The organism is Nocardia sp. IFM 10818 (assembly GCF_054655275.1).
Genome location: NZ_BAAHJH010000001.1, coordinates 2,419,786 through 2,444,474, shown reverse-complemented (window position 1 = coordinate 2,444,474; position 24,689 = coordinate 2,419,786). Strand labels below are relative to the sequence as shown.

23 protein-coding genes are annotated in these 24,689 nt (G+C 66.8%); 9 read left to right on the top strand and 14 right to left on the bottom strand.

Annotated features, from left to right (window positions below; genetic code table 11):
• Together kdpA and ACYQ5L_RS11005 are read right to left on the bottom strand one after the other, a co-directional pair.
• A complete protein-coding gene (gene kdpA / locus ACYQ5L_RS11010) occupies positions 1-1,671 on the bottom strand; it encodes a potassium-transporting ATPase subunit KdpA (RefSeq protein WP_459957261.1) in 1,671 nt (556 codons plus the stop codon).
• Positions 1,672-1,866: a potassium-transporting ATPase subunit F gene (locus tag ACYQ5L_RS11005; RefSeq protein WP_459957260.1), complete on the bottom strand. Its 195-nt coding sequence runs from the start codon at positions 1,864-1,866 to the stop codon at positions 1,672-1,674. It abuts the gene before it with no gap.
• Between the two features lie 262 nt (positions 1,867-2,128).
• Here ACYQ5L_RS11005 and ACYQ5L_RS11000 point away from each other — a divergent pair, with 262 nt between their 5' ends.
• The 3 genes from ACYQ5L_RS11000 to ACYQ5L_RS10990 are packed head-to-tail and all read left to right on the top strand — an operon-like array spanning position 2,129 to position 5,474.
• The gene (locus ACYQ5L_RS11000) at positions 2,129-2,281 is read left to right on the top strand and encodes a hypothetical protein (protein ID WP_459957259.1); all 153 of its coding nucleotides are present in this window, start codon (positions 2,129-2,131) and stop codon (positions 2,279-2,281) included.
• A complete protein-coding gene (locus ACYQ5L_RS10995) occupies positions 2,278-4,776 on the top strand; it encodes an ATP-binding protein (protein ID WP_459957258.1) in 2,499 nt (832 codons plus the stop codon). The genes ACYQ5L_RS11000 and ACYQ5L_RS10995 overlap by 4 nt, the downstream gene beginning before the upstream one ends.
• Complete coding sequence (locus tag ACYQ5L_RS10990; RefSeq protein WP_379200544.1) at positions 4,773-5,474, top strand: response regulator; 702 nt, start codon at positions 4,773-4,775, stop codon at positions 5,472-5,474. Before ACYQ5L_RS10995 ends, ACYQ5L_RS10990 begins: the two co-directional genes overlap by 4 nt.
• On the opposite strand, the gene ACYQ5L_RS10985 is transcribed toward ACYQ5L_RS10990, so the two are convergent.
• Complete coding sequence (locus tag ACYQ5L_RS10985; protein ID WP_459957257.1) at positions 5,475-6,677, bottom strand: cytochrome P450; 1,203 nt, start codon at positions 6,675-6,677, stop codon at positions 5,475-5,477. It abuts the gene before it with no gap.
• 214 nt (positions 6,678-6,891) lie between these two features.
• Entirely contained in the window at positions 6,892-8,202 is a 1,311-nt protein-coding gene (locus ACYQ5L_RS10980; protein WP_459957256.1) for a Dyp-type peroxidase, read from the bottom strand.
• A 118-nt stretch (positions 8,203-8,320) separates the two neighbouring features.
• Here ACYQ5L_RS10980 and ACYQ5L_RS10975 point away from each other — a divergent pair, with 118 nt between their 5' ends.
• Positions 8,321-9,010, top strand: a complete 690-nt coding sequence (locus ACYQ5L_RS10975; RefSeq protein ID WP_459957255.1) for an HAD family hydrolase — start codon at positions 8,321-8,323, stop codon at positions 9,008-9,010.
• A 288-nt stretch (positions 9,011-9,298) separates the two neighbouring features.
• Here the strand turns inward: ACYQ5L_RS10975 and ACYQ5L_RS10970 are convergent, their stop codons facing one another.
• Complete coding sequence (locus ACYQ5L_RS10970) at positions 9,299-9,844, bottom strand: hypothetical protein (protein WP_459957254.1); 546 nt, start codon at positions 9,842-9,844, stop codon at positions 9,299-9,301.
• 169 nt (positions 9,845-10,013) lie between these two features.
• On the opposite strand from ACYQ5L_RS10970, the gene ACYQ5L_RS10965 reads away from it, so the two are divergent.
• Genes ACYQ5L_RS10965 through ACYQ5L_RS10945 form a run of 5 tightly spaced genes read left to right on the top strand, consistent with a single transcriptional unit; the run spans position 10,014 to position 13,455 of the window.
• Positions 10,014-10,478: an OsmC family protein gene (locus tag ACYQ5L_RS10965; protein WP_459957253.1), complete on the top strand. Its 465-nt coding sequence runs from the start codon at positions 10,014-10,016 to the stop codon at positions 10,476-10,478.
• On the top strand, positions 10,478-10,756 hold the full coding sequence (locus ACYQ5L_RS10960) for an acylphosphatase (protein ID WP_459957252.1): 279 nt from the start codon (positions 10,478-10,480) through the stop codon (positions 10,754-10,756). Before ACYQ5L_RS10965 ends, ACYQ5L_RS10960 begins: the two co-directional genes overlap by 1 nt.
• Positions 10,757-10,783: 27 nt before the next feature.
• Entirely contained in the window at positions 10,784-11,794 is a 1,011-nt protein-coding gene (locus tag ACYQ5L_RS10955) for a hypothetical protein (protein ID WP_459957251.1), read from the top strand.
• A complete protein-coding gene (locus ACYQ5L_RS10950; protein ID WP_459957250.1) occupies positions 11,794-12,960 on the top strand; it encodes a glutathionylspermidine synthase family protein in 1,167 nt (388 codons plus the stop codon). Before ACYQ5L_RS10955 ends, ACYQ5L_RS10950 begins: the two co-directional genes overlap by 1 nt.
• A gap of 42 nt (positions 12,961-13,002) precedes the next feature.
• Positions 13,003-13,455, top strand: a complete 453-nt coding sequence (locus ACYQ5L_RS10945) for a DUF350 domain-containing protein (RefSeq protein WP_459957249.1) — start codon at positions 13,003-13,005, stop codon at positions 13,453-13,455.
• Positions 13,456-13,589: 134 nt separating this feature from the next.
• Here the strand turns inward: ACYQ5L_RS10945 and ACYQ5L_RS10940 are convergent, their stop codons facing one another.
• The 9 genes from ACYQ5L_RS10940 to rpmF form a co-directional block, all read right to left on the bottom strand.
• Positions 13,590-13,940: a DUF6463 family protein gene (locus ACYQ5L_RS10940; protein ID WP_459957248.1), complete on the bottom strand. Its 351-nt coding sequence runs from the start codon at positions 13,938-13,940 to the stop codon at positions 13,590-13,592.
• A gap of 444 nt (positions 13,941-14,384) precedes the next feature.
• Positions 14,385-14,741 (bottom strand): hypothetical protein, encoded by a 357-nt coding sequence (locus ACYQ5L_RS10935; protein ID WP_459957247.1) that lies wholly within the window; start codon positions 14,739-14,741, stop codon positions 14,385-14,387.
• Positions 14,723-20,995 carry a putative T7SS-secreted protein gene (locus ACYQ5L_RS10930; protein ID WP_459957246.1) on the bottom strand — a complete coding sequence of 2,091 codons (6,273 nt, stop codon included), beginning with the start codon at positions 20,993-20,995 and terminating at the stop codon, positions 14,723-14,725. Before ACYQ5L_RS10930 ends, ACYQ5L_RS10935 begins: the two co-directional genes overlap by 19 nt.
• Before the next feature lie 3 nt (positions 20,996-20,998).
• Positions 20,999-21,643: a hypothetical protein gene (locus ACYQ5L_RS10925; RefSeq protein WP_459957245.1), complete on the bottom strand. Its 645-nt coding sequence runs from the start codon at positions 21,641-21,643 to the stop codon at positions 20,999-21,001.
• A 4-nt stretch (positions 21,644-21,647) separates the two neighbouring features.
• A complete protein-coding gene (locus tag ACYQ5L_RS10920; protein WP_459957244.1) occupies positions 21,648-22,109 on the bottom strand; it encodes a hypothetical protein in 462 nt (153 codons plus the stop codon).
• Between the two features lie 59 nt (positions 22,110-22,168).
• Positions 22,169-22,750 carry a dihydrofolate reductase family protein gene (locus tag ACYQ5L_RS10915; protein WP_459957243.1) on the bottom strand — a complete coding sequence of 194 codons (582 nt, stop codon included), beginning with the start codon at positions 22,748-22,750 and terminating at the stop codon, positions 22,169-22,171.
• Positions 22,751-22,841: 91 nt separating this feature from the next.
• Positions 22,842-23,699 (bottom strand): bifunctional DNA-formamidopyrimidine glycosylase/DNA-(apurinic or apyrimidinic site) lyase, encoded by an 858-nt coding sequence (mutM, locus tag ACYQ5L_RS10910; RefSeq protein WP_459957242.1) that lies wholly within the window; start codon positions 23,697-23,699, stop codon positions 22,842-22,844.
• A 5-nt stretch (positions 23,700-23,704) separates the two neighbouring features.
• Positions 23,705-24,481, bottom strand: coding sequence for a ribonuclease III (gene rnc / locus ACYQ5L_RS10905; RefSeq protein ID WP_459957241.1), 777 nt, complete (start codon positions 24,479-24,481; stop codon positions 23,705-23,707).
• 23 nt (positions 24,482-24,504) lie between these two features.
• Positions 24,505-24,687, bottom strand: coding sequence for a 50S ribosomal protein L32 (gene rpmF, locus ACYQ5L_RS10900; RefSeq protein ID WP_067544735.1), 183 nt, complete (start codon positions 24,685-24,687; stop codon positions 24,505-24,507).
• Positions 24,688-24,689 lie beyond the last annotated feature (2 nt).

Below are 24,689 nucleotides of genomic sequence, written 5' to 3'. Positions count from 1 at the left end.
TCAGTGGATTCCTTCAGCGAGCGGCCCGAGCGCGAGCGCGGGCAGGAAGGTCAGGGCGACCAGGATGAAGGTGGTGCCGACGACCATGCCGACGAACTGCGGCCGATGCGTCGGCAGCGTGCCGATCGATTCCGGCGTATGACCCTGCTGGGCCAGCGATCCGGCCAGGGCCAGCACGAAGATGATGGGCAGGAAGCGGCCGAACACCATGGCCAGGCCGAGCGCGGTGTTGAACCACTCGGTATTGCCGGTCAGGCCGGCGAAGGCCGAGCCATTGTTGTTGGCGGCGGAGGTGAAGGCGTACAGCACTTCCGACAGTCCGTGCGGGCCGCTGTTGAGCATGCTCGCGCGCTGTCCGGGCATGGCCATGGCGATGGCGGTGCCCACCAGCACGATCAGCGGGCTGACCAGGAAATAGGTTGCGGCCAGCTTGATTTCGCGGGGCGTGATCTTCTTCCCCAGGTACTCCGGGGTGCGCCCGACCATGAGGCCGGCGACGAAGACCGTGATCACGGCGAGAATCAGCATGCCGTACAGGCCGGAGCCGACGCCGCCGGGCGCGACCTCGCCGAGCTGCATGTTGAACATGGTCATGAGCCCGCCGAGGCTGGTGTAGGAATCGTGGAAGGAGTCCACCGCGCCGGTCGAGGTCAATGTGGTCGAGGCGGCGAAGGTCGCCGAATTCGATACGCCGAAACGGGTTTCCACGCCCTCCATGGCCGCGCCGATGGCGGTCGGGACGGTGCCGTGGTGCTGCAGCTGGAACAGGTTGGTCAACCCGATCGACAGCAGCGCGATGAAACCCATGACGGCGGTGATGGCATAGCCCTGCTTCACGCTGCCCACCATGCGGCCGAAGGCGCGCGGCAGCGAGAACGGGATCACCAGGATGAGGAAGATCTCGAACCAGTTGGTCCAGGTGGTCGGATTCTCGAACGGGTGCGAGGAGTTGGCGTTGTAGAAGCCGCCGCCATTGGTGCCGAGCTCCTTGATGACCTCCTGGCTGGCGACCGGACCACCCGGCAGGGTCTGGGTCGCGCCGGCGACGGTGTCCACCACCTGGTCGTTGAGCACGAAGTTCTGCACCGCGCCGCCGGCGATCAGGATGATCGCGGCCACGAACGAGATCGGCAGCAGAATCCGGATGGTTCCCCTCACCAGATCCACCCAGAAGTTGCCGAGGTCGACGGTGTGCTTGCGGGCGAAGCCGCGCACCAGCGCCACCGCGACGGCCATGCCCACGGCCGCGGACACGAAGTTCTGCACCGCCAGACCGGCCATCTGCACCAGGTGACCCATGGTCGATTCACCGGAGTAGTTCTGCCAGTTGGTATTCGTGACGAAGCTGACGGCGGTGTTCCAGGCCAGCGCCGGCGTCATCTCGGTCGCCGGATCGTTCAGGTGCAGCGGCAGCTTGCCCTGCAGCAGCTGGAAGAAGAACAGGAACAGGATGCTCACCGCCGAGAAGGCCAGCACGCTGCGGGCGTAGACCGCCCAGGTCATCTCCACGCCCGGCTGCACGCCGATGACCTTGTAGATGACTTTCTCGGCGCGCGAATGCTTCTCGGCCTTGTAGACGCGGGCCATATAGTCCCCGAGCGGGATGTGCACCAAGGCCAGCGCGATGATCAGGGATGCGACGAAGACGATCCCCGCGGTAGTCGTGCTCACTTAGAACCTCTCCGGAAACAGCAGCGCCGCGACCATGAACGCGGCGATGCCGATGGCCAGGACCAGACCGACAATGTTCTGGATCACAGCCGTTCCACCCCGCGTTGGATCAGGCCGAGCAGGGCGAAGATCGCCACTGTCAGCACGGTGAACACCACGACGGACATCTCTTGAACCTCTCTCTGTGCTGCGCATCCCGAGATGCGCCGGAGCGAGTCAAGCGTTAAAACGGGCCGAAAACGAGGGCCTTTACGGCTTCTTAGCGTCCCAAACGACCTCCTTGACGCCCTGCTTACGCGTTTTCTCCGGTGTGTCGCACCCAGGTCGTCAACATCGCGGGTGAGACCGTTAAGAAAGCGTCAGGACCAGGCATTTCCGCTGTTCCGGCGGTAGACAGGGGAAGCTCGGCCGAGCCGGACCCGGCTCGGCCCACCGCCATGGATGTAAGGAGACGACCGTGCCGGATCTCGCCGTCACCCTGATGGTGATCCTCGGCTTCCTCGCCGCCGCGCTGTGCCTGCGGGCCCTGGCCGCCGCCGAGGCGCCCCGCACCCCGGCCCGTGCCGCCCGTCCGGGACTACGCGCGCCGGGCGCGATGATTAACGAGTGAAGCGCGGACAACTACGGATATATCTGGGCGCCGCCCCCGGCGTCGGCAAGACCTACGCCATGCTGTCGGAAGCGCACCGGCGGCTGGAGCGGGGGCGCGATCTGGTGGCCGCGGTGGTGGAGACGCACGGGCGGTCCAAGACCGCGGAGCTGCTCGACGGCCTCGAGCGCATTCCGCCCAAGATGGTCGAGTACCGCGGCACCTCGATGCCCGAACTGGATGTCGAGGCGGTGCTGCGGCGGCAGCCGGCCGTGGTGCTGGTCGACGAGCTCGCGCACACCAATGTGCCCGGCAGCAAGCACGAGAAGCGCTGGCAGGACGTGCACGATCTGCTGGACGCGGGCATCGACGTGATCTCCACGGTCAATGTCCAGCATCTGGAGAGCCTCAATGACGTCGTGCAGCAGATCACCGGGGTGGTGCAGCGGGAAACCGTGCCGGACTGGGTGGTTCGCGGCGCGGATCAGGTCGAGCTGGTCGACATCACGCCGGAAGCCCTGCGGCGCAGAATGTCCCATGGCAATGTGTATGCCGCCGAGAAGGTGGACGCGGCGCTGCGCAATTACTTCCGGCCCGGAAACCTCACGGCGCTACGGGAACTGGCGCTGCTGTGGCTGGCCGATCAGGTGGATGCGGCGCTCGCCAAATATCGTGCGGACCACCAGATCACCGATACCTGGGAGGCCCGCGAGCGGGTCGTGGTGGCGGTGACCGGCGGGCCGGAATCGGAGACCATCGTGCGGCGCGCCAGCCGGATCGCGGCCAAGTCCAGCGCGGAACTGGTGCTGGTGCACGTGGTGCGCGGTGACGGGCTGGCCGGGGTGTCCACGCAGCGGCTGAACCGGCTGCGCGATCTGGCGACCAGTCTCGATGCCAGCCTGCACACCGTCACCGGCGATGATGTGCCGACCACCTTGCTGGATTTCGCCCGGCAAGCGAACGCGACCCAATTGGTGCTCGGCACCTCGCGACGCTCCCGCTGGGCGCGCATGCTCGACGAGGGCATCGGGGCGACCGTGGTGCAGGAGTCGGGGAAGATCGACGTGCACATGGTGACCCATGAAGAGTCCAATCCGGGCTTCCGCTGGCAGTCTCTGACACCGCGCGAACAACAATTGCGGTCCTGGCTGGCGGCGCTGGTGGTGCCCTCGCTCATCTGCCTGGTCACGGTGCTGTGGCTGGATCGCTGGCTGGAGCTCGGCGGGGAGAGCGCGCTGTTCTTCATCGGCGTCATCGTGGTGGCGCTGTTCGGCGGCGTGGCCCCGGCGGCGCTGTCGGCGCTGCTGTCGGGCGTGCTGCTGAACTGGTTCTTCACCGCGCCGCGCTACAGCCTCACCGTGGCGGAGCTGGACAACTTCCTCACCGTCGTGGTGCTGCTGCTGGTGGCGGTCGCGGTGGCGGCGCTGGTGGATGTGGCGTCCAAGCGAACCCGGGAGGCGCGCAAGGCATCCCGGCAGGCGGAGTTGCTGACACTGTTCGCGGGCGCGGTGCTGCACGGCGCGAATCTGCAGGACCTGCTGGAGCGTGCGCGCGAGACCTACGGGCAGACCGCGGTCAGCCTGGTCGACGACGACGGGGTCATCGCCTCGGTGGGCGAGAACCCGCCGGCCGATGTGGCCGCCGCCGAGACCGCGCTGGAGGCCGGGGACGATATGCACTGGCTGCTGCTGTCGGGCAGACCGTTGACGGCGGGCGATCGGGTGGTGCTGGGCGCGGTCGCGAATCAGGCTGCGGGACTGGTGCATCAGCGGCGGCTGCGGGAGGAGGCCGGGGCCGCGCAGGCGGTCATGGAGGCCGACAAACTGCGCCGGGCGCTGCTGTCGGCGGTCAGTCACGATCTGCGCACGCCGCTGGCCGGAGCCAAGGCGGCGGTGTCGAGCCTGCGCAGCGACGATGTGGAGTTCTCCCCGGAGGACACCGCCGAATTGCTGGAGACGATCGAGGAATCCGTGGATCAGCTGACCGCGCTGGTGGGCAATCTGCTGGACTCCTCCCGCCTGATGGTCGGCGTGGTGAAACCCCAGATGCGGCGGGTCTACCTCGACGAGGTGGTGCACCGCGCGCTCATGGGCATGGGCACCCGCGGTCTGCGGCGCACCGCCATGGACCGGGTGAAGGTGGAGGTGGGTACGGTATCGGTACACGCCGACCAGGGGCTGTTGGAACGCGTGCTGGCCAATCTCATCGATAATGCGATTCGCTACTCTCCGCAGGCCACGCCCGTCCGGGTGACCGCGGAGCGCACCGGGAAACGGGTGGCCGTCACCGTCGTCGACGCCGGCCCCGGCGTGCCGACCGGCCTGGAGGACCAGCTCTTCGAACCCTTCCAGCGGCTCGGCGATCGCGACAACTCCACCGGCGTCGGCCTCGGCCTGTCGGTGGTCCGAGGATTCGTGGATGCCATGGGCGGCACCGTGCACGCGGAGCCGACCCCGGGTGGAGGGTTGACAATGGTGATCGATCTACAAGCCAGCGATGAACAGGAGAACGGGTGACCAACTCGGCGCCGGCGCCGACCAAAGTCCTTGTGGTCGACGACGAACCACAGATTCTGCGCGCACTGCGCATCAATCTGTCGGTGCGCGGATACGAGGTGACGACCGCGTCCACGGGGGCCGCGGCGCTGCGGGCGGCGGCGGAGAAGCATCCCGAGGTCGTGATCCTGGACCTCGGGCTGCCGGATATGGACGGGATCGAGGTGCTGGCCGGGCTGCGCGGGTGGTCCACCGCGCCGGTCATCGTGCTGTCGGCGCGCACCGACTCCTCCGACAAGGTCGAGGCGCTCGACGCCGGCGCGGACGACTACATCACCAAGCCGTTCGGCATGGACGAGCTGCTGGCCCGCCTGCGGGCCGCCGTGCGCCGGTCCGCCGCCACGGCCGACGCGTCCGAGCCGATCATCGAGACCTCGTCGTTCACCGTGGATCTGTCCGCCAAGAAGGTCATCCGCCACGGCAAGGACGTGCACCTCACGCCCACCGAATGGGGCGTGCTGGAAATGCTGGTCCGCAATCAGGGCAAGCTGGTCGGGCGGCGCGAACTGCTGCGCGAGGTCTGGGGTCCGGCGTATGCCACCGAAACCCATTACCTGCGTGTGTATCTCGCGCAGTTGCGGCGCAAGCTCGAGGACGACCCGTCACAGCCCAAGCACCTTCTCACCGAGGCGGGCATGGGGTACCGGTTCCAGATCTGATCAGCGGGACAGGCGGATCGGCAGCGACTTCAGGCCGTTGTTGAGGTTGGAGCGAATCCGGCGCGCGGGGCCTGTTCGCTCGATGTCCGGGAAGCGGGCGAGCAGTTCCTCGAAGAACACTCGCCCTTCCAGGCGGGCCAGGTGCACGCCCAGGCAGTAATGCTGGGCCAGGCCGAAGGACAAGTGCGGGTTGGGGTTCCGGCGGATGTCGAAGCGCTGCGGGTCGGCGAAGACGTCCTCGTCACGGTTGGCGGAGGTGTACCACATGGCGACCTTGTCGCCCGCCTTGATCGGTACGCCGCGGATCTCGGTGTCGGCGGTGGCGGTGCGGCGGAAGTAGTGCAGCGGGTTGGCGTAGCGCAGGATCTCCTCCACCGCACCTGGAATCAGGGCCGGATCGGCGCGCAGGGCCTGCAGCTGGCCGGGGTGGTCGAGCAGCAGTCGCAGACCCGAGGACAGCATGGTTTTGGTGGTGTCGTTGCCCGCTGTCACCATCTGGGTGAAGAAGCTGCCGAATTCGATGTCGGACATGGGTTTCCCGCCGAAGTTTCCGGCCAGGATCAATGACGTGAGGTCCGCTCGCGGCGCTTCGGCGCGGCTTCGCGGGGCTTCGGCGCGGCGCTGCATGGCGAATTGGATGGCGTAGACGGCCATCTTGGTGACCTCGGCGGTGGCGTCGAAATCCCCGACCAGGTCCGGATCCTGTTGGCTGGTGGACTGTTCCGCCCAGCGGCGCAGGTCCGGCCAGTCGGCGGCCGGGATGCCGAACAGACCGCCGACCACCTGGCTGGGCAGGACTCCGGCGACATCGTGCACGAATTCGACGTCGCCGTCGACATTGTCGAGCAGTCGGCGGGTGAGGTCGCGGACCCGATCCTCCATCTCCCCCACCACGCGCGCTTTGAAGTGCTCCGCCAGGGGTTTCCGGTATTCGGTGTGCCGGGGCGGATCCATCATGAGCAGCATGTTGCGGGTCATCTCGAGCCGCTCCGGCGGCTGATTCTCCAGAATCACGCCCTCACGTTCGGCCGAGAACAGCTCCGGATTGCGTGCCACATAGGCGACGTCCGCGTGCTTGAGGACGGCCCAGTACCCCGGCTCTCCGGGCATGTCCTGCCAGTAGACGGGCTGTGTCCGCCGCAGCCCCGCGAAGATCTCGTGGATCGGCCCGTCTACGTACAGCTCCGGGTCGTAGATGTCCATGACGGCACGCTAGCCAGACGCGCCGATGTGCGGTCACGTTCGCAAAAGCAGTCCCGCTGACCGGACACCGGCTCAGCCGCATGGAAGCCCACGGGCCATCCCGGCGTGAGCCCCCAGATCATCCCGGCGTGCTTGTGGCCGGGATCTCGCTCCACCAGTGTGGATTCCGGCCAAGAGCCGCCGGAATGACGAGGGGCCCGTCCCGATCGGGCGCTCAGAGGCCGAGACCCGCCGCGACCGGCTCGCCTTCCTTCATGCCCGGCGGCACGGCGAAGAAGGCGCTGCCGGTGTGCTGGACGACGCCGTTCAGCAGGTCGGTTCCGGCCATGGCGCGCTGGGCGCGGATGAACTGCTCGGGCGGGTTGTTCATATAGGCGGCGAAGAGCAGGCCGGCATCGAGCGAATTGTGGCCGCCGTGGGTGTGATTGGGGTCGGTGCCCGCCGGGTGATCGTGCGGAGCCACCTCTTCGGTCGCGGCGGTCGCGGTGGCGAGCAGGGTGCCGTAATCGTAGTTGTAGCCGCGGCGGAACATCGGAATGCCGTTGACCAGGCGGATGTGCGCGGCGGGCGCGATGGCGAGTTCGCCGTCGGGGCCGCGGGCTTCCAGATCCACCGGGTCGAATTCGCCCGAGCCGTGCAGGGGCGCGCCGTCCCCGCGGCGGCGGCCGATGATGCGGTTCTGCTCGGAGAGCGGCAGCATGTCCCAGTCGGCGGTCTTCATGCGGATCTTGCGGAACACCAGATAAGTTCCGCCACGGAACCATTCTGGTTCGGTATCGGCGGTCGCCCAGACGGTGTCGTCGAATTCCTGGGATCCGGGCCGGGCGTTGGCAGTACCGTCCTTGTGGCCGAACATGTTTCGCGGAGTGCCGCCACCGGCCGGGCGGCTGAGGAAGCCGTGCTGGGTCCAGCGCAACCGGCCCAGGCCGGGCAGGCGCGCCCGCAGGGCGCGGAAGGCGTGGCTGACGATCTGCGGGTCGTCGGCGCAGATCTGGGCCAGGACATCGCCGCCGGTCCACGCGGAATTCAAGGCGTCATCAGGGAATCCGGGCAGCGGCTGCAAGTGCTGCGGGCGCCGATCGGCCAGCCCGAAGCGATCGTCGAAGACGGCCGGACCCAGACCGAAGGTCACCGTCAGCCGGGCCGGATCCAGATCGCTGGCGAAGTCGGTGTGATTGCTGAAACCCGCTGCGGTGCCGGGACTGTCGGGCACGCGGTTCCCGGCCGTGAGAGCGGCCGCCGTCTCCGTCCATCCGGCGAGCAGCTCGCGCAGGACGCCACGATCGGGTTTCGCGACATCGCAGGACAAGAAGATCGCATGGGTCTGCGCGATGGTGGCGATTCCCGCTTGATGCGGTCCGTAGAACGACTCCGTACGACGGTCGTCCGCCTGCTCCGGTGCGGTCGACCGCCCGGCGACCGCACCCGCCGTGGCGGCCCCGGCGGCCATGAGCGCCGAACCGAACAAACCCCGTCGCGACATCGAGAAACCGGAATTACTACTCGCAGTAGTAGTTTCGCTCATGGGCACGAGCGTAGCCGCGAATTCCACAACCTTCAATATGATTGAAGCTCGAGCCTCCGCATCGCCGTTCACCGCCCCGGTGATACCTCCCCGGCCGCGCACCGGGACGATGGTCACCATGGCTGTTGCGGCGATCGTGTTCGATATGGACGGCGTACTCATCGATACCGAACCGATCTGGGAGGAGGTGCGGCGCGGGTACATCGACGAGATGCACGGCCGGTGGCTGCCCGATACCCAGGATCGGCTCATGGGGATGAGCACCGCCGAATGGGCCGCATACCTCAGCAAGGACCTGCTCGACGGACGACGCACCCCCGAACAGGTGGCCGACGACGTCATCACCCGCATGAGCGACCGCTACACCGAACACCTGCCGCTCATGCCCGATGCCGTGGAAGCGGTCCGGCGCTTCGCCGACGTGTACACGCTGGGCCTGGCCAGCTCCTCACCGCGAAGGCTGATCGACGTGGTCCTCGACCACATGGGCGTCACCACCCTGTTCCGCGCAACCGTGTCCACCGAAGAAGTCGAGCGCGGCAAGCCCGCCCCCGACGGCTACCTGGCCGCCGCCGCAGCACTGGGCCTGCCGCCCGAACAGTGTGTGGCCATCGAGGATTCGAGCAACGGACTACGTTCCGCCCACGCCGCCGGCATGACGGTCATCGCCGTCCCACACCCCCGCTACCCACCCGCCGCCGACGCCCTGGCACTGGCCGCCTACGTGGATGAAGACGGATTGCAGGCGCTCACCCCCGACATCATCACCAACCTCGCCATCACCAACCTCGCCCCGAAACCGCGCTGATCACAGCCCCGCAACTCGCGCAGGCCACCCCCAGCGCAGCCGCCCTCCCGCCAGCCGCCCTGCCGTCGGCTGCCCTGCCGTCGGCTGCCTTCCCGCCGGCCGCCCTCCCGCCAGCCGCCCCACAGTCATCCGCCCCACAGTCTTCGGGGTCAAGGGGCGGAGCCCCTTGTGGGGGTGCGGGGGCTAGCCCCTGCGGGGGGTGCGGGGGTGTCCCCCACCGGGGCCGTGGGGGTGTCCCCCACAAATCAAACACAGCCCCAACACCGCTCTCCCACACAATCCGGGCAATCACGACTGCTTCCCCTCACCGTCATCCCCTTCATCGCGCTCCAACCCATCGGCTGCACCCCGCCCGTACTCCCGCGCAGCCTCCTCCGCCTCCCGCCGAGCCTGCTCAGCGTCCCGCCGAAACTTCTCCGGCATCATCACCCGCGACTGATAAGCCGTCAGCGCACTCCCCGCCCCGACACCGCTGGCCAGCATCGCCACCCCCGCGATCCACGAGATATGCCAGAAGGCCGCGACCACCCCCACCGTCGACCCGCCCAACCCGAGCGACTTGGCGATCTGCTGCAGCAGATTCATCTTCGGATACGCATCCGAAGCCGACCAATCCTCGATCAGCACCATCACTCCCAGATGCGGCAACGCGATCGCAAAGGAGATCACCGCGATCACGGCGGTCACGTTCAGCGAGCCGGAAGTGAGAAACGGCTGAATGATGACCGTCCCGATGGCAATGAGCCCGCCGTACATCAGCCGGTCCTGCCGCACCCACGACGCGCGCTCGTCCGGCGTCAGCTCTTCCCAGAACTCATCGTCCTCGGTTGCCATGCAAACATCCTCGAAGCCCGCGCCCGCGAATCGGCGCATCGCCACACCCCCTTCGCGCCCCGCATCGCAGTGGCCCAGGTCACTGCGGAATTCGCCTGACCGGCTCCGTGTTTCGCAGTCCGGATGGGCCTCGCATCGCGTGGCACGAGCAAATGGGAGGATCTTGGTCATGGCTGAACAGACCGCCGCACCGCAGAACGCCGCTGCCGCGCAGTCCACCGAACCGGTGGAGTTGTGGGCCGAGCGCACCGGAACCCGCGCCTACACCGGCCGCAACAATCGCGGCGGCGAGGTGCTCATCGCCTCCGCGGGCGTGCCCGGCGCGTTCACCCCCGGTGAGCTGCTGAAGATCGCACTGGCCGGCTGCACCGGCCTGAGCGCCGACTTCACCCTGTCGCGGCGGCTCGGCGACAGCTTCGACGCCACCGTGCGAGTCGCCGGCGACGCCGACCGCGAGAACGAGACCTACCCGGAGCTCACCGAGTCCATGGAACTCGATCTCAGCGAGCTGGACGAGGAATCGCGGCAGCGGCTGCTGGTCGCGGCGCAGCGGGCCATCGACAAGGTGTGCACCGTGGGCCGGACACTGAAGGCCGGCACCACCGTCAATCTGACCTTCAAGATCGACGAGTGATGTCCGATCCGGTCCGGCTCAGCGCCTGGGTGCACGGCTATGTCCAAGGCGTCGGCTTCCGCTGGTGGACGCGGTCGCGCGCGCTCGAACTGGGCCTGACCGGATACGCCCGCAATCACCGCGACGGGCGGGTGCACGTGGTGGCCGAGGGACCGCGCGACAAGTGCGACACGCTGCTGACGCTGCTGCGTTCCGGCGATACTCCTGGCCGCGTGGATCTGGTTGTGGAAGACTGGGGCGCTGCCCAAGGTGGCATGACCGGGTTCGAAGAGCGCTAGTGCGCGGGGAGTTCGAGGAGTCGATCGTTGGCTGATGAACATCGCGGCGGCTCCGGCGACTCGAACGACCAGTCCGGATCCGGTGAGGATGCCGCCCCGGGCGGGCATTTCGGCGCGGAGCCCGAGGAATCCGGGCGGGGCGCACAGGGATCGGAAGAGGCGGCGCCCGGCGGGCACTTCGGGGCGCGCGAGCCCGGCCGCCCCGGGCCTGCACCCCAGCCACCGGTGAGCGAGCCCGCTGCCCCTCCGGCCTCGCCGCCCGCTGTCCCTCCGGCCTCGCCGCCCGCTGCCCCTCCGATCGCCCCACCCGCGGCGCCGCCGACCATGCCGCCCGCAGCTCCTCCGGTGAGCGGGCCGCCGCTGGCTCCCTCTACCGCGCCACCCACATTCCAGCTGCCGGTGCCGCCGGTCGAATCCACTCCTCCACTATTCCCGGCACCCGCCGAGCCGAAGGCTCCGCGGCGCGGCAGCATCATCCAGCAGGAGCCCGGCGTCACCAAGGCGCGCGTGCCGACGGTGGCCGAGGCGCGGGCGCGCGCGAAAGCGCGGTATGAAGCCGAGGCGAAGGCGAAGGCCGAAGCGGAAGCCGATGAGGCCAAGCGGAAGTCGCGCAAGCGGCTCATGATCGGCGGCGCCGCCGTGGTGGGCGTGGCGGCCCTGGTGGGCGGCGGCTACCTCGCCTACAGCGCGATCAAATCGCCCGAGGTGACCGCGTACTGCACGATCATCGCCAAGAAGGGCCAGGAGGTCACCCTCGCCAACGGGCAGAAGATCACCGCCACGCAGGACAATCAGGAGATCGTCGTCCCCGACAACTACTGCGAGGAAGGCTCGCGTTCGCACGGCGGCGGCATCGGCGGCATCTTCATCCTGAACGGCTTGCAGTACCGCTACTACTACGGCGGCAACAACACCATCGGCCAGGCCCCCACCGGCGGCACCACCGTGGCTCCCAAGGGCGCGTCCATCAAAACCAAGACCGGCACCACCATTCAGCGCGGCGGCCTCGGCGCGAAGCTCGGCGGAGGAGGCTCCTGATGCGGCGTCTGAGCAGCACTCCCCGCGCGGGCTGGCAGCAGATCGTCGAGAGCCAGGGCCTGGTCTTCGGCAAACCCGGCCGCGACGCCAGCGGCCAACCCCGCCCCTACTGGGACGAGTCCGTCCACTACGAATTCGATATGGACGAAATCCTGGCCCTGGAAGCCCAGGTCGAGGTCCTGCACACCATGTGCATGCATGCCGTCGAACACATCATCCTCACCGAGCGCTTCGCCGATTTCGGTCTCCCGCAATGGAGTTGGGAACCCATCGCCAACTCCTGGAAGCGCAACGACCCCTACGTCTACGGCCGCTTCGACCTCCGCTACGACGGCCGCGGCCCCGCGAAACTCCTGGAGTACAACGCCGATACGCCCACGTCGCTGCTGGAGGCCGCGATCGTCCAGTGGCACTGGCTCACCGACACCCACCCCGGTGACGACCAGTGGAACTCCTTGCACGAGAAGCTCGTCGAACGCTGGACCGAACTCCGGGATGTGCTTCCGAAGACGGATCTGCACTTCACCTGGTCGGGCGCGGATGCCACCGGCGAGGACAATGTCACCACCGCCTACATGCAGGAGACCGCCGCCGAAGCCGGTTTCGACACCGTCGCCCTCCCCATCGAGGAAGTCGGATTCGACACGGAGCTGGAACGTTTCGTCGATCTGGCCGAGGCACCCATCGAATCCATCTTCAAGCTCTATCCCTGGGAGTGGGTCCTCGACGACCAATTCGGCCAGCGCGTGGTCCAATCCCTGCCCGCGACCATGTGGGTAGAGCCGCTGTGGAAGACCATGCTCTCCAACAAGGCGTTGCTGGCCGTCCTGTGGGAAATGTATCCCGGCCACCCCAACCTGCTCCCCGCCTACCTCGACGACCCGCACGAGCTCACCGAGTACATCCGCAAGCCGAAACTCGGCCGCGAGGGCGCCAATATGACCATCGTCGGCGCCGGTATGGAAACCGCCACCGGCGGCGTCTACGGCGCCGAAGGATTCGTCTACCAATTGCTGGACCCACTGCCGGAATTCGACGGCATGCGACCCGTTCTCGGCGCCTGGATGGTCGGCGACACCGCCGCTGGCCTCGGCATCCGGGAAACGGCGGGCCTGATCACCGACGACGGCGCGGCGTTCATCCCCCATCGCATCCCCGAATCCTGAAATACTCCCCCAGTCCCACCACCGCACCCGAAGGATCCCCCGATGACGACCGTTCTCGCACTCGAAGAGGGCTACTGGAGCTCACTCGGTGAAGGCGTAGGCGCCATCCTCCTCTACGCCCTGGTAGGCCTGGTCCTCATGCTCGCCGGCTTCTTCGCCGTGGACCTCACCACCCCCGGCAAGCTCCGCAACCTGGTAGCCCAGGGTCTCCCCAACGCCGTAACCGTCAGCGCCGCAGGCATGCTCAGCATGGCCTTCATCGTCGTCCTGGCCATCTACGCCTCCGGCGGCGACCTCGCCGGCGGCCTCATCCGCTCCCTGATCTTCGGCGCCGTAGGCATCATCGTCCAGGTAATCTCCGTCCGCATCCTGGAACGAGTCCTCGGCATCGACATCGGCGCCGTCCTCCACAGCCCCCAATTCGCCGCCGAAGCCCTGGTAGTCTCCGCCGCCCACTTCGCCCTCGGCCTCGTCGTGGCCGTAGCCATCCTCTAATCCCACCTGGACACTCGCTCACCGGGAACTGATGGCGGCATTCCCCCGAGTAACCCCCGCCACCAGTTCCCGGTCGCGATCGTTTCACAAACCCACCGGGAACCGGATCGGCGTGCGCCCGACCCGGATTCGACCTACCCGACCGGAACCGGCACGTCACGCCGATGACGCAGCCATCTCCGCACCCCGACACCCAGCGGCACCAACACAGTGAGAAACCCGGACACAGGCTCGAACACCAAGCCGAACCCGGTGAGCACGGCTATCGCGACGAGAACCGGCACCGGAGCAAACCCGCGCGCCCGCTCCGTCTCGATCACAGCAACACCGAAGCAGACCGCAGCCACTCCAAACGCGGTGAACCAGAACGAAAGCTCGTCCGCCGCATCCCCGCTCACACACATCACACCGCCAAGCGCAGTGTGCACCGACCCAATAAAGACGAGCAAGCTCCCCGTCAACGGGAACGCAGTTTTCGAATCCACACCCCGAAACCCTGCCTCACCCCACCCCCACCACCCAAACCGGGGTTGATCACCCAGGAACCGCCCGCCGCGACCGCAGCGGTATCTGATCGCGAAATGCTTCGACAGCAGCAACCTTGTAATGTCCTCCACCGGAGTCCTGAGCCTAGCCTCATCACCAGGTCGGTCCCGCCATCAACCAGCGCGAACCTCGAGTACCCCGGCGCCACGGGATTGCTCCCGTCCGCCCGACTGCCGTGAAAGTCAGGTTGGCGAAGAAGACCTCCTTCCCACGCTCATGCAACTGGAACGCGATGGGCAATCCACCGAGCAGATCGAACCCACTCCCCGGCCCCCGCGACCAGGATCCGCTCGGACTTTCTCAGCCGATGCAACACCGACCCTCCGAACAATGTTGCTCCATATGTTTCAAGTCGCCAGATTCGCTCGGCACGACCTCGGTGGTCATCTCTGCACATACGTCGGCAGATCCAACATTTTCATCCAGAAAAGGATTCTCGGTTCATCAGATTCCGAAAGAAACACGCGATCCAGGCCATTCGATAAATGCACACGGATTGTCGCCAAGTATTCGTCTCCACGACCTTCGAGAAACCTCACAAGATCCTCCGTCTGATCTCGGAGATCTGTTCCAGATTCGGTTAGCTTGAGCCGTCGCCTGTATGTGCCCAGCAGCCCCGCTACGCGCGTTCTACCGACATCTGTCACTGCAGATTCGTCGATACCAGTAGCCGCATCCTCGTCACAAAGGCCTTCACCGATCGCCCGGTCAACTAATAGAATCAATTCACTCGCATCCATGGCCCTCCGCCTATACTTACTTCAGCTCCGCGAACTGTGCCAGCTATTGTTACCTCTGACTCCGTGTATGGATATGATATACCAGGCACTCGGGAATACCCAGGACCTTCACTATTGGGGATTCTCAGTACAACTCCCGGACCATTTCCTTCCTGGCTTGCAGGCAAGGCAACATCCTCATAGTCCGTGGTCCACGAGGTGAACATGCTGTCTTGGGTTTCATTCGTACCGACATGCGCTTGAGGATCAAAATTTGGAGTATCGGAATATAGCCCATTGGGTTCCGCAACGCCCTCTAAGGCGTTCTGGTAGTTGCGATACCATTCAGGGAACGGGGCCGAAGATGTCGCATGTGGAACACCTCGGTACAGATACGGCTCTTCATTCGCGTCCCAGCTGCCACCGTTGACACATTCCTCGGGGGCCAAACCAAGCGGATCCGCCCACCGTGTCGGGTTATGCGGGTAGATGCCAGGGTTCGGCGCCGGACGGAGGCCAAGCGGGTCTCCGGTAAGAAAGCGGGCGGTCGCGGGGTCGTAGATCCTATGCAGACTGTAGTGAAGTCCAGTCTCTGAGTCATATGTTTGCCCGGGGAACCGGAGGGGCGTCGACGCCTCTCCACGCCAGATTGTCCTGCCCCACAGGTCGGCAGTTGCTGAAGCGATCGATTCACCATTCGAGGGATCTACCAATTCGACGGGCGTGCCTACGAGGTCCGTTAGGACGGCGTAGAATTCTCGATCGAGAGTTGCTCGGTCGGTTGTCTGCGCTATTGGCCTGTGGCTATGCGGCCTGAAAATCCAGCGGGTGACGGAGTCGTGCGTAACCTGTTCGGTGATCTTGGATGCATCCCAGGCGAAGTCGACCCGCTCGAGAACTGAGCGGTCCCTCGAGAGGCGCTGCTTGGTAGTCCGCCGCCCAAGTCCGTCATAGGTGTAGTGCCACCATTGATGATCTGGGGTCCAGACATCGGTGAGTTGGTCGAAGCTGTTGTAGCGGTAGTGCCAGACGTCAGGTTTGCGGAACAAACGGGCAGTGGTCTTGCGGATCAGGCGGCCGGATTCGTCGTAGCGATAGCGGGTGCGTCCGTCTCGGACAAGGAGGTTGTTCCGATATTCGCGGTAGGAAAAACGGTGCGGATCGGCTTTCGCTTCGAAGGACTCGGCTAGCGCCATCGCAGGCGCCACCGCCTCGACCGCACCTACTCCGGAGATATGGCTAGTGGTGATATTGCTAAGCAGGTCGTAGGTATAGCGCTCAGCTACGGCACCGTTGTGGGCGAGGCAGGTGACCCGGCCCAGCGGGTCGAGGTCATAGTCACGGTGGAGCGGGGCAGCTTCGGCGAGCTGGCTGGTGTGGCTGGTGATGTATCCGTCAGCGCGCCACGTGTATTCGTCGGTGCGCATCCCCTTGGGGCCGGGACTATCGCTGGACCCCAGACCGAGGTTGAGTAGACGGACTGGATGCGCGGTGACCTCTTGACGGAGGAGGCGGCCGACCGGGTCGTGGGTGCTCTCTACGGCGAGTTCGCCCAAGCGCCAACGGGTTAGACGGCCGGTGGGGTCGTAGGTGAAGTCGATGTCGTGGCCGTCGGCGGTTAGAGTGCTGGGGCGGCCGAGGTAGTCGTAGTGCCAGCGGGTTTCGGCGCCGGTGGGGGTGGTGCGGCGGGTGCGGCGGCCGTACTGGTCGTGGGTGAACAGCATGGGGGACTGGGCGTCGAGTTGTTGGGACTCGAGGAGGCCTGTTGGGGAATAGCCGAATCGGAGGGTGTGGATGGTGGATTCGGCGTTGCCGTTGGTGGCTTTCAGGAGGCGGCCGGCGATGTCGTGGGTGTAGTGGATCCAGTCGCCGGAGTCGGTAGTAATCGATGTCAGGCGGCCGAGGAGGTCGTGGGTGTGGTGGCGGGTTATGCCGGTGGCGGGGGTGATGGTGGCCGTTCGGCCTGCCTTGTCGTGGGTGTAGTGGGTGGTCGCGCCGGTGTAGTCGGTTTGGGATGTGAGGCGGCCGGCGGGGTCGTAGTGGTAGAGCCAGGTTTGGCCGTTGGGGTTGTGGACCGCTGTCAGGCGGCGTTCGGTGTCCCAGGTGAAAATTGTTGTGGCGCCGGCGGGATCGGTGCGGGAGGACAGGAGGTCGAAGGCGCCGTACGTGTAGCGGGTGATGCCGCCTGCGGGATTCGTGTGGGTGAGGAGGTTGCCTTCGCCGTCGTAGGTCCAGGATTCGCGGGAGTCGTCGGCGGCGGTGCGGTGCAGGAGTTTTCCGCTCGGGGACCAGTGGTACCGGGTCACTGCGCCCAGTGGGTCGGTGACGCGGATGGGGCGGCCGAGACCGTCGCGCTTGATGGTGGTTTCCGCGCCGAGGGGGTCGATGACTCGGGTCGGCAATCCTGCTGCGTCGGTTTCGATTCGGGTGATTGCACCATTGGGGGCGGTGATGGATGCGGTCGCGCCGGAGGGGTGGTGGGTGTATTCCGTGCGGTTGCCGGTGGGGTCGGTGAGGGCGGTGAGGTTGCCGCGTTCGTCGTATTCGCGATGGCGGACGGTGCCGTCGACGTCGGTGATGCGGGTGGGGCGGTGGCGGAAGAGGTAGTCGAGGGTGATGGAGGCGCCGTCGGGACGGGTGATGGAGGCTACGTCGCCGAAATCGGTGTAGGTGTAGTGGGTGGTGGCGCCGTCGGGGGCGATGACTCTCAGTGGGTGGCGGTCGGTGTTGTAGTCGTAGTGGGTGCGGGCGCCTACCGGGTTCAGGATGTCGCGGAGGCGGAGGTCGTGGTCGAAGCCGTGGGTGGTGGTGGCGCCCAGGGAGTTGGTGTGGGTGGTGATGGTGCCGGTGCCGTCACCGAGGGAGAGGTAGTCCCATTCGCAGTCGAGGACGCCGGCGGGGCCGCGCTGGCGGATGACGCGGCCGCGTTCGTCGTAGGTGTTGCGCATGTGGTTGCCGTTGGAGTCGGTCCAGGACAGCATGCGGTGGTCGGTGTCGTAGGCGTAGTGGGTGGTGCCGCCATCGCCGTTGGTTACCGCGATCAGATCGCCTGCCCGGTAGCCGAATTCACGCACGCGGACCAGGGTTTCGCCGTCGACTACATCCAGGGCGGTGACACGCCCGTGGGCGGTGGTGATGCGGACTCGATAGCCGCCGGTGTGGGTGATCTCGGTCGGGTTGCCGTCGGCGTCGTAGTGGAAGCGGATCCGGTTGGCGTGACGGTCGGTGATGGCGGAGATCGCGTAGTTACCGCGTTGGACGTCGAGGCCGGACAAGACCGGTTCGGGGGCGAAGTGCCAGATCAGTTCCCGGTCCGGATCCCAGAGGCGGTAGGCGCCGGATTCGGCGCGGGTCAGGGTCCAGCGCAGGGCGCTGGACAGCGGTGTGACCGGCGTATCCGGCTCGGCGTGGGGGTAGGCGAGCAGGACGCCGTCCTCGGCGACTACCGTTACGCCCTTCTCCCCCACCACAATGCGCATATCCAGAGTCGCCGACCAGGAGGGACCGAACCAGCGGCCGAAGCGATAGTTCGAACGGTGGCGACGCTTCAGCACCAGGTCGAGAATGCCGGGCAGATCGAGATCGGTTTCGGGGAGCAGGAACTCACCGGTCGCCACGTCGACCGGATCGCCGCCTTCGGTGACGTCTTTAGCAGGCTGATCGTTCTCCGGAGTCACATCGTCGGTGTCCGGTTCCTCGGATGTCGATGCAGCGTCATCGGTTTCACCGTCACGCGCGTCGTCCGTGGCGTCTTCCTCGGAGGACTTGTCTTCGCCCGCGGAGGTGTCGTCCTCGGTGCGATCCGTGTCCTGCTCGGTGGTCTCCCGACGCTCGTCGTCGACCGTGTCGCGATTACCGTCTGCGCTGTCCTGGTCCACGGTCGACCGCGAATCGATCGGGGAATCGGGGGATTCCGGATTCGGCGCTGGTCCCGCTCGCCCGGGTTCCGAGTCCTCGTCGTTCCGCGGCCCACGACCGTCGGCCGAGTCCGCATCGTGCGTGCCCTCGTCGCGGTGCTCGGTGTCCTCGTCACGGTGCGTGGGGTCTTGCTCGCGGTCGGTGTCCTGGTCGCTGCGGTCGGAGTCTTGATCGCGGTGAGTAGTGCTCGGGTCGCGGCCGTCGTTGCGGGTGTTGGCCGGGTCGGTTGATCGCGGGCCGGGGTTGGTGTCTGGCTGGCGGGCGGGTGCGGGCGTGTCCGGGCCACGGCCGCTGGGGTTGGGGGAAACCGAGCTGCCTGGGTGTGTTACAGCTGGGGGAACCGAGTTCTGGTGATCCGTGTCGGTACGCGTTGACGTGGTGTCGGTGTGGTCTGGAGCGCGTCGAGGGTCGGTCTCGGTGGCGTTCGGCGAATCGGCGTTGGTGGAGTGGACTGGTGCGGAGTTGTCCGGGTTGGGTTGTCCCTGTGGGGAATCCGGATCGCGGGCGGGTGCTGGGGCGTCGGGGGTCGTGTCCGGTGTGGTGCGGGCAGGTGGTGTGTCCGAATCTTTGGGTGCGCCTGGGGAAGTCGCTTCGGGGTCAGGGTTGCGGGTGTCGACCGGGTCGGTTTCGGGGCGGTCGATGGAGGTGTCGGGCTCCGGGTCGCGGGTGCCGAGGTTGGTGTCGGGTTCGCGGGGGCCTGCGTTCTCGTCGAGTGTGGTGTCGCGCTCGGGTGTCTCGGAGCGGGGTGGGATGTCGTCGTCCGGGCGGGTGGCCGGGTCGTTGGATGGAGCGTCGGTGTCGGGGCGCGTGGGCTGGGTGTCGTTGCGTGCGGGGGAATCCGGGGTGGTTTGGGGGTTCTGGTTGGTGTCCGGAGTTGGGTTGTGGGGTGAGCCCTGGTGGGCTGGTGAGGTATCCAGGGCGGCGGTGTCGTCGGTGGTGTCGCGGGCCGGTGGTTGATCGCCGGTATCCGGGCGGGTGGCGGGTGATTCGGGGGCGGCGCCGTCGGGGCTCGAGCCGGCGTCTACGCCAGACTGTGAGTCGGGCGTCGCCTCGCGTGGCGCTCCGGCGAGAGGCTCGCGTGGTTGGTTGTCCGCGGGGACATCGTTGGATGGGGCGTCGGACGGAGCGTCGCTCGATGGGGCGTCATTCCTGTTGGTGCCGTGAGTGTTTGCGCCATCGGGGGAGCCGGCGCCGAGGTTGGGGCTGCCGCTGTCGGGGAGGCCGTCGGTGACTCGATTGGTGCGGCGGCCGATGTCGCCGAGTTTGTCGACCACCGACATCACCGGTTTCGCGGCGCCCGCACCGCCGGTTGCGACCGTCACGAGGGCCTCGCCGGTCAGGGCGCCGGCGAATTCGAAGGGGTTGGTGCGGGCCTCGGAGATGATGGCGTCGACGGCTGCGCCGGGATCGGAGGCGGCTACCACCAGGCCGGTACCCAGATCCGACATCGCACCGAGATACTCGGCCGGATGGGTCATGTTGTAGGTGTCGCTGGGGTTGACCGAGCGGATGAACTGCACCATGCCGGACAGGCCGGTGAGCAGGCCGGATTCGAAGGACAGTTTGGCGTGTTCGCCGATGGCCAGCAGGTCGGAGAAGTCGGCGCTGAGTTTGGTGGTGAAGGGGGGCTCGGTGGGGGCTTTGGCGGTGGCCTCGGCGATTTTGGCGGCGGCGTCGGCGGCGGCGTTGTCGCGGTCGACGCGGGCCTGGCGGAGGATGGCGCGGGCGTTGTCGCGCAACGAAGTCCAGGTGTCGGCGAGTGGGCCGTGGGCTTTCTGCTGGTCGCCGGTGAGGTTGTTCCACCAGTCCTTTTTGCCGCGTTCCTCGGTGAGGGCGCGTTCCCATTCGGTGATGGCGTCGGCGGCGCGGGCCTGCGCGGTCTTGACGGCATTGGACCAGGCGTCGAGGACTCCGGCTGCCGCGGTGAAGGATTCGGCGCTGTCCCACCAGAGTTTGGGCTGCTGGTCGTAGACGGCATTGAAACCGTCGGCCCCGTCGCCCTCCCAGCCGGCGGCGTCGATGGTGCGCAGGGCATCACCGGTGGAGGAGATCTGCGTGGCCATATCGCGCAGGGTGGTGGCGGCCTCGGTGATGGCGGTCGGCTCGCCGCGGATCAGCTCCTTCGGATCCTTGGTCTCACCGAGCTGGCGTTCTTCGAGCTCACCGCCCGCCGCGGACACGATCTGATCGCCGAGATCGTCGAGACCCTCGGCGAGGGAATCCATCCCGAGTTTCTGCGCCGCCGACCCAGCCGCGTCCAGGGCGTCGTCGGCCAGCTCACCGGCCTTCTCGACCCCCTTCTCCCAGCTGCGGTCGATGATGTCGACGAGGTTGTCGATTTCATCGAAAAGTCCCACGACTCAGCCCTGTCGGCCCTGCTGACCGGAGAAGATGGCGGCGGCCTGCTCGGCGCCATTGGTGTTCCACCCGGCGTCGGGCAGCCCGTCCTCGGAGGTGAAGGCGCTGACCGGATTCGTCACCGCGCTCACATTCGCCAGCGCCTGCGGCCCGACGGTCTGCACCACCTGCCAGTTGGTGTTCATCTTCGCCGCCGCCTCGTCGAAGGACTGCTGGGAGTAGTCGGCATTGATGATCTGATTGATCGGATTGTCGGCCAGGGTCTGATCCCAGGTCCGTTCCTTGATCTCATCACTGGACAGGTGCGGGTTGCCGAGCAGATGCGTGTAGACCTGCTTGAACGTATCGGAGCTCTGCTGCTCCATCATGTAATAGCGGCCCGCCGCCAACCCCAGCGTCTCCGCGATCGAATTGCCCGCCTGCACCAGATACCGCACACCCCACGACCACCGCTCGGTGAACTCCTCGAACCCCGACTGCACCACCGCTTTTCCCGCCTCCAACGGCGACAGCGTGAGCAGCGAGAACCCCCGCCCCGAGGACGCGGTCTCCTTGATCCCGATCTCCGACAGCTCGGTAATGATCCCGGTGATCCCCTGCGCCGCCTGAATCAGCACCTCCGGTGACACATTCAGCTTCTCGGCCACGCCCTCAGGCCCCCTGTTCCTGTGCAATCGCTGCTCGCTCTTCGGACACGTTCGGCGGGAACGCCATCGGCGCCCGCCCGGCGATATCCACCGCCACCCCGGTCGGATTCACACACCCCGCCGCGAAATCGGCCAACCGCCAACCCTTCAATGTCCGGTACGGATACGCACCGGCCGCGTCGAGCTCCTCCCGCCTCGACAGCCACCCGGCGTACTCCCCCGCACTGGTGAACGCGCAGATCCAGTCCACACCACGGTATTTCGACGTGGTGATCCGCGCGCCCTCCGCCAGCGGCACCAACAGCACGGCCTCCCGGAACGCCTCCCGCAATGCCGCCGGATTACCGAAACCCGCGTAGAACGACTCGATCTCCGCGCGCAATACGGCGGCACTCGGACCGAGATCGATCATGTACTTCCCCCCATCCCACGCGACCACCCCCGGGTCTTCCGTCTCAGGCAGCATAACCCGCCTCGATAGCGGATGCCTGTCAGAGATCGGCGCCGGCCCCGCTACCGTGTGCCTCAGCGCACCCGGATGTATTTGAGAAAGGCGACACCGTCCTCGAAGACTCGGCTGGTGAGGACCCGGAAGCGCGCCGCCTCCGGCAGGCGCGGGCCGTCACCGAAGAGGGGCCGGCCGCGGCCGAGGACGATCGGATAGAGCTTCAGGAAGACCTGGTCGATCTCGGGCATGAGCGTCTGCGCGAGGTCGCCGCCGCCGCACAGCCAGATGCCGAGGCCCTTCTCACGCTTCAACTCGCGGACGCGGGCGAGCGGATCATCGGAGATCAGTTCCACGTCCGGGTCCGGAGCCTCGGGCAGCGTGCGGGAGACCACGTACTGGCGCAGATGAGAGTAAGGGCTCGACGTTCCCGTGCGGACGCCGAAATCGTGGGTCTTGCGGCCCATGAGCACGGTGTCGAAGTACAGATTGCGGCGGTCCACGCCGAGAGCTTCGCGCACCTTGGTCGGTAAGGTCTCGGGATACTGCGCGGTAATGGCGGGGCCGTGGTCGCCGCCCACCGGGAAGAAATCGACCGATCCGTCCTCGGTGGCGATGAATCCGTCGATGGTTGCCGCGACGTAATAGGTCAGTTTGCGCATTGATCCCTCCAGCCGGCACCACACATGCCGCTGTCAAAACGGTAGCGCTTCAAGGCGATCGGCGGGGAGGCTAGGCCCCAAAGTCAGCGGGTCAGCGGCGCGGGCGGGTCTGGCAGCGCGGGCAGGAGAACGACGACCGGTTCATGAACTTCTCCCGCACCATCGGCGCACCACAGCGGCGGCAGGGCTGGTGTTCGCGGCCGTAGGCGTTGAGGGAGCGCTCGAAGTAGCCGGATTCGCCATTGACGTTCACATAGAGGGCGTCGAAGGAGGTGCCGCCGACGGCGAGCGCCTCGCTCATGACGGCGCCGACCTCGGTCAGCAGCCCGTGCAATGCCGGACGAGTCAGCTTGGCGGCCACACGCTCACCGTGGATTCCGGCCCGCCACAGCGCCTCGTCGGCATAGATATTGCCGATCCCGGAGACCACGGTCTGATCGAGCAGCACCCGCTTGATCTCCGACTGCTTGGCGCGCAAGACCCGCACCACCCGCTCGGCGTCGAACAGCGGATCCAGTGGATCGCGCGCGATATGCGCGACCGGCTCGGGCACCAGCGTCCCGTCGACCTCCAGCAGATCCGACACCTGCCACCCGCCGAAGGTCCGCTGATCCACGAACCGCAGTTCGCTCCCGGAATCCAGCCTCGCGATGATGTGCGCGTGCTTCTCCAAGGGCGCATCACCGGGCTGCACGAGCATCTGCCCGCTCATGCCCAGGTGCACCACGAGTGAGGTATCCGGCTCATCGAAGGTGAGCCACAAGAATTTCCCGCGCCGCTGCGCGGATTCGACCCGCAGGCCGGCCAGCCGGGCGGCCAGATCCTCCCCGCCGAGCACATGCCGGCGCACCGAGCGCGGATGCTTGACGGTCACGGATTCGACGACGCGGGTCACCACGTGTTCGGTGAGCCCGCGCCGTACGACTTCGACCTCGGGAAGTTCGGGCATCGGAGCTAGCTCTTGGAGCTGTCGGCCGAGCCCTCGGCGGCGGCTTCGCTCTCGGCGTTCAAAGCCTGATACGCGGCGCCCGCGGCCTTCTGTTCCGCTTCCTTCTTGGAGCGGCCCACCCCCTGGCCGTAACCCTTGCCACCGATCACCGCGGTCGCGGTGAACTCCTTGTCGTGGTCGGGCCCGGTGGAGGTGATCTCATACGACGGCACGCCGATGCCGCGTTCGGCGGTCAGCTCCTGCAGGCTCGTCTTCCAATCGAGCCCGGCCCCCATGCGAGGACCACGCTCGAGCAGTTCGGCGAACAGGCGCAGCACCACACTGCGTGCCACATCGATACCGTGCTGCAGATGCACGGCGCCGAGCAGCGACTCCATGCCATCGGCGAGAATGCTCGGCTTGTCCCGGCCGCCGGTGAGCTCTTCGCCCTTACCGAGCAGCAGGTGCCGGCCGAGACCGCCCTCGCCGAGACCGCGGGCGACCTCGGCGAGCGCGTGCATATTGACCACGCTCGCCCGCAGCTTCGCCAGTTCGCCCTCGGACTTGTCCGGATGCTCCAGATACAGACGTTCGGTAATGCTCAGGCCGAGCACCGAATCGCCCAGGAATTCCAGGCGTTCGTTGGTCGGCAGCCCGCCGTTCTCGTACGCATAGGACCGGTGTGTCAGCGCGAGGCGCAACAGATCCGGACGCACGTCGACGCCGAGCGCCTCTAGCAGGGGAGAATGTTCGGCTGAGTCACCTACGGCGGCAATCTCCGCCGCGTCCTTGCTGGCGGTCACGGTCGGCTGCTCGATCAGGCGGATCAGACCGCCGAGGTGACCTGGCGGCCCTTGTAGGTGCCGCAGGACGGGCACGCGATGTGCGGCAGGGTCTGCTGACCGCAAGCCCGGTTCGGGCAGGTGATCAGGGTCGGCGCGGTGGCCTTCCACTGGCTGCGACGCGCGTGGGTGTTGGCACGGGACATCCGGCGCTTCGGAACGGCCACGA

Bases quoted from the DNA above. Each gene is read 5' to 3' on its own strand.
- ACYQ5L_RS10960 (WP_459957252.1), top strand. From the start codon at position 10,478: ATGTCCGATCCGGTCCGGCTCAGCGCCTGGGTGCACGGCTATGTCCAA.
- mutM (WP_459957242.1), bottom strand. From the start codon at position 23,699: ATGCCCGAACTTCCCGAGGTCGAAGTCGTACGGCGCGGGCTCACCGAA.
- ACYQ5L_RS10985 (WP_459957257.1), bottom strand. From the start codon at position 6,677: ATGGACATCTACGACCCGGAGCTGTACGTAGACGGGCCGATCCACGAG.
- ACYQ5L_RS10970 (WP_459957254.1), bottom strand. From the start codon at position 9,844: ATGGCAACCGAGGACGATGAGTTCTGGGAAGAGCTGACGCCGGACGAG.
- ACYQ5L_RS10915 (WP_459957243.1), bottom strand. From the start codon at position 22,750: ATGCGCAAACTGACCTATTACGTCGCGGCAACCATCGACGGATTCATC.
- ACYQ5L_RS10975 (WP_459957255.1), top strand. From the start codon at position 8,321: ATGGCTGTTGCGGCGATCGTGTTCGATATGGACGGCGTACTCATCGAT.
- ACYQ5L_RS10945 (WP_459957249.1), top strand. From the start codon at position 13,003: ATGACGACCGTTCTCGCACTCGAAGAGGGCTACTGGAGCTCACTCGGT.
- ACYQ5L_RS10980 (WP_459957256.1), bottom strand. From the start codon at position 8,202: ATGAGCGAAACTACTACTGCGAGTAGTAATTCCGGTTTCTCGATGTCG.
- ACYQ5L_RS11005 (WP_459957260.1), bottom strand. From the start codon at position 1,866: ATGCGCAGCACAGAGAGAGGTTCAAGAGATGTCCGTCGTGGTGTTCAC.
- ACYQ5L_RS10920 (WP_459957244.1), bottom strand. From the start codon at position 22,109: ATGCTGCCTGAGACGGAAGACCCGGGGGTGGTCGCGTGGGATGGGGGG.
- ACYQ5L_RS10950 (WP_459957250.1), top strand. From the start codon at position 11,794: ATGCGGCGTCTGAGCAGCACTCCCCGCGCGGGCTGGCAGCAGATCGTC.
- ACYQ5L_RS10965 (WP_459957253.1), top strand. From the start codon at position 10,014: ATGGCTGAACAGACCGCCGCACCGCAGAACGCCGCTGCCGCGCAGTCC.
- ACYQ5L_RS10935 (WP_459957247.1), bottom strand. From the start codon at position 14,741: ATGGATGCGAGTGAATTGATTCTATTAGTTGACCGGGCGATCGGTGAA.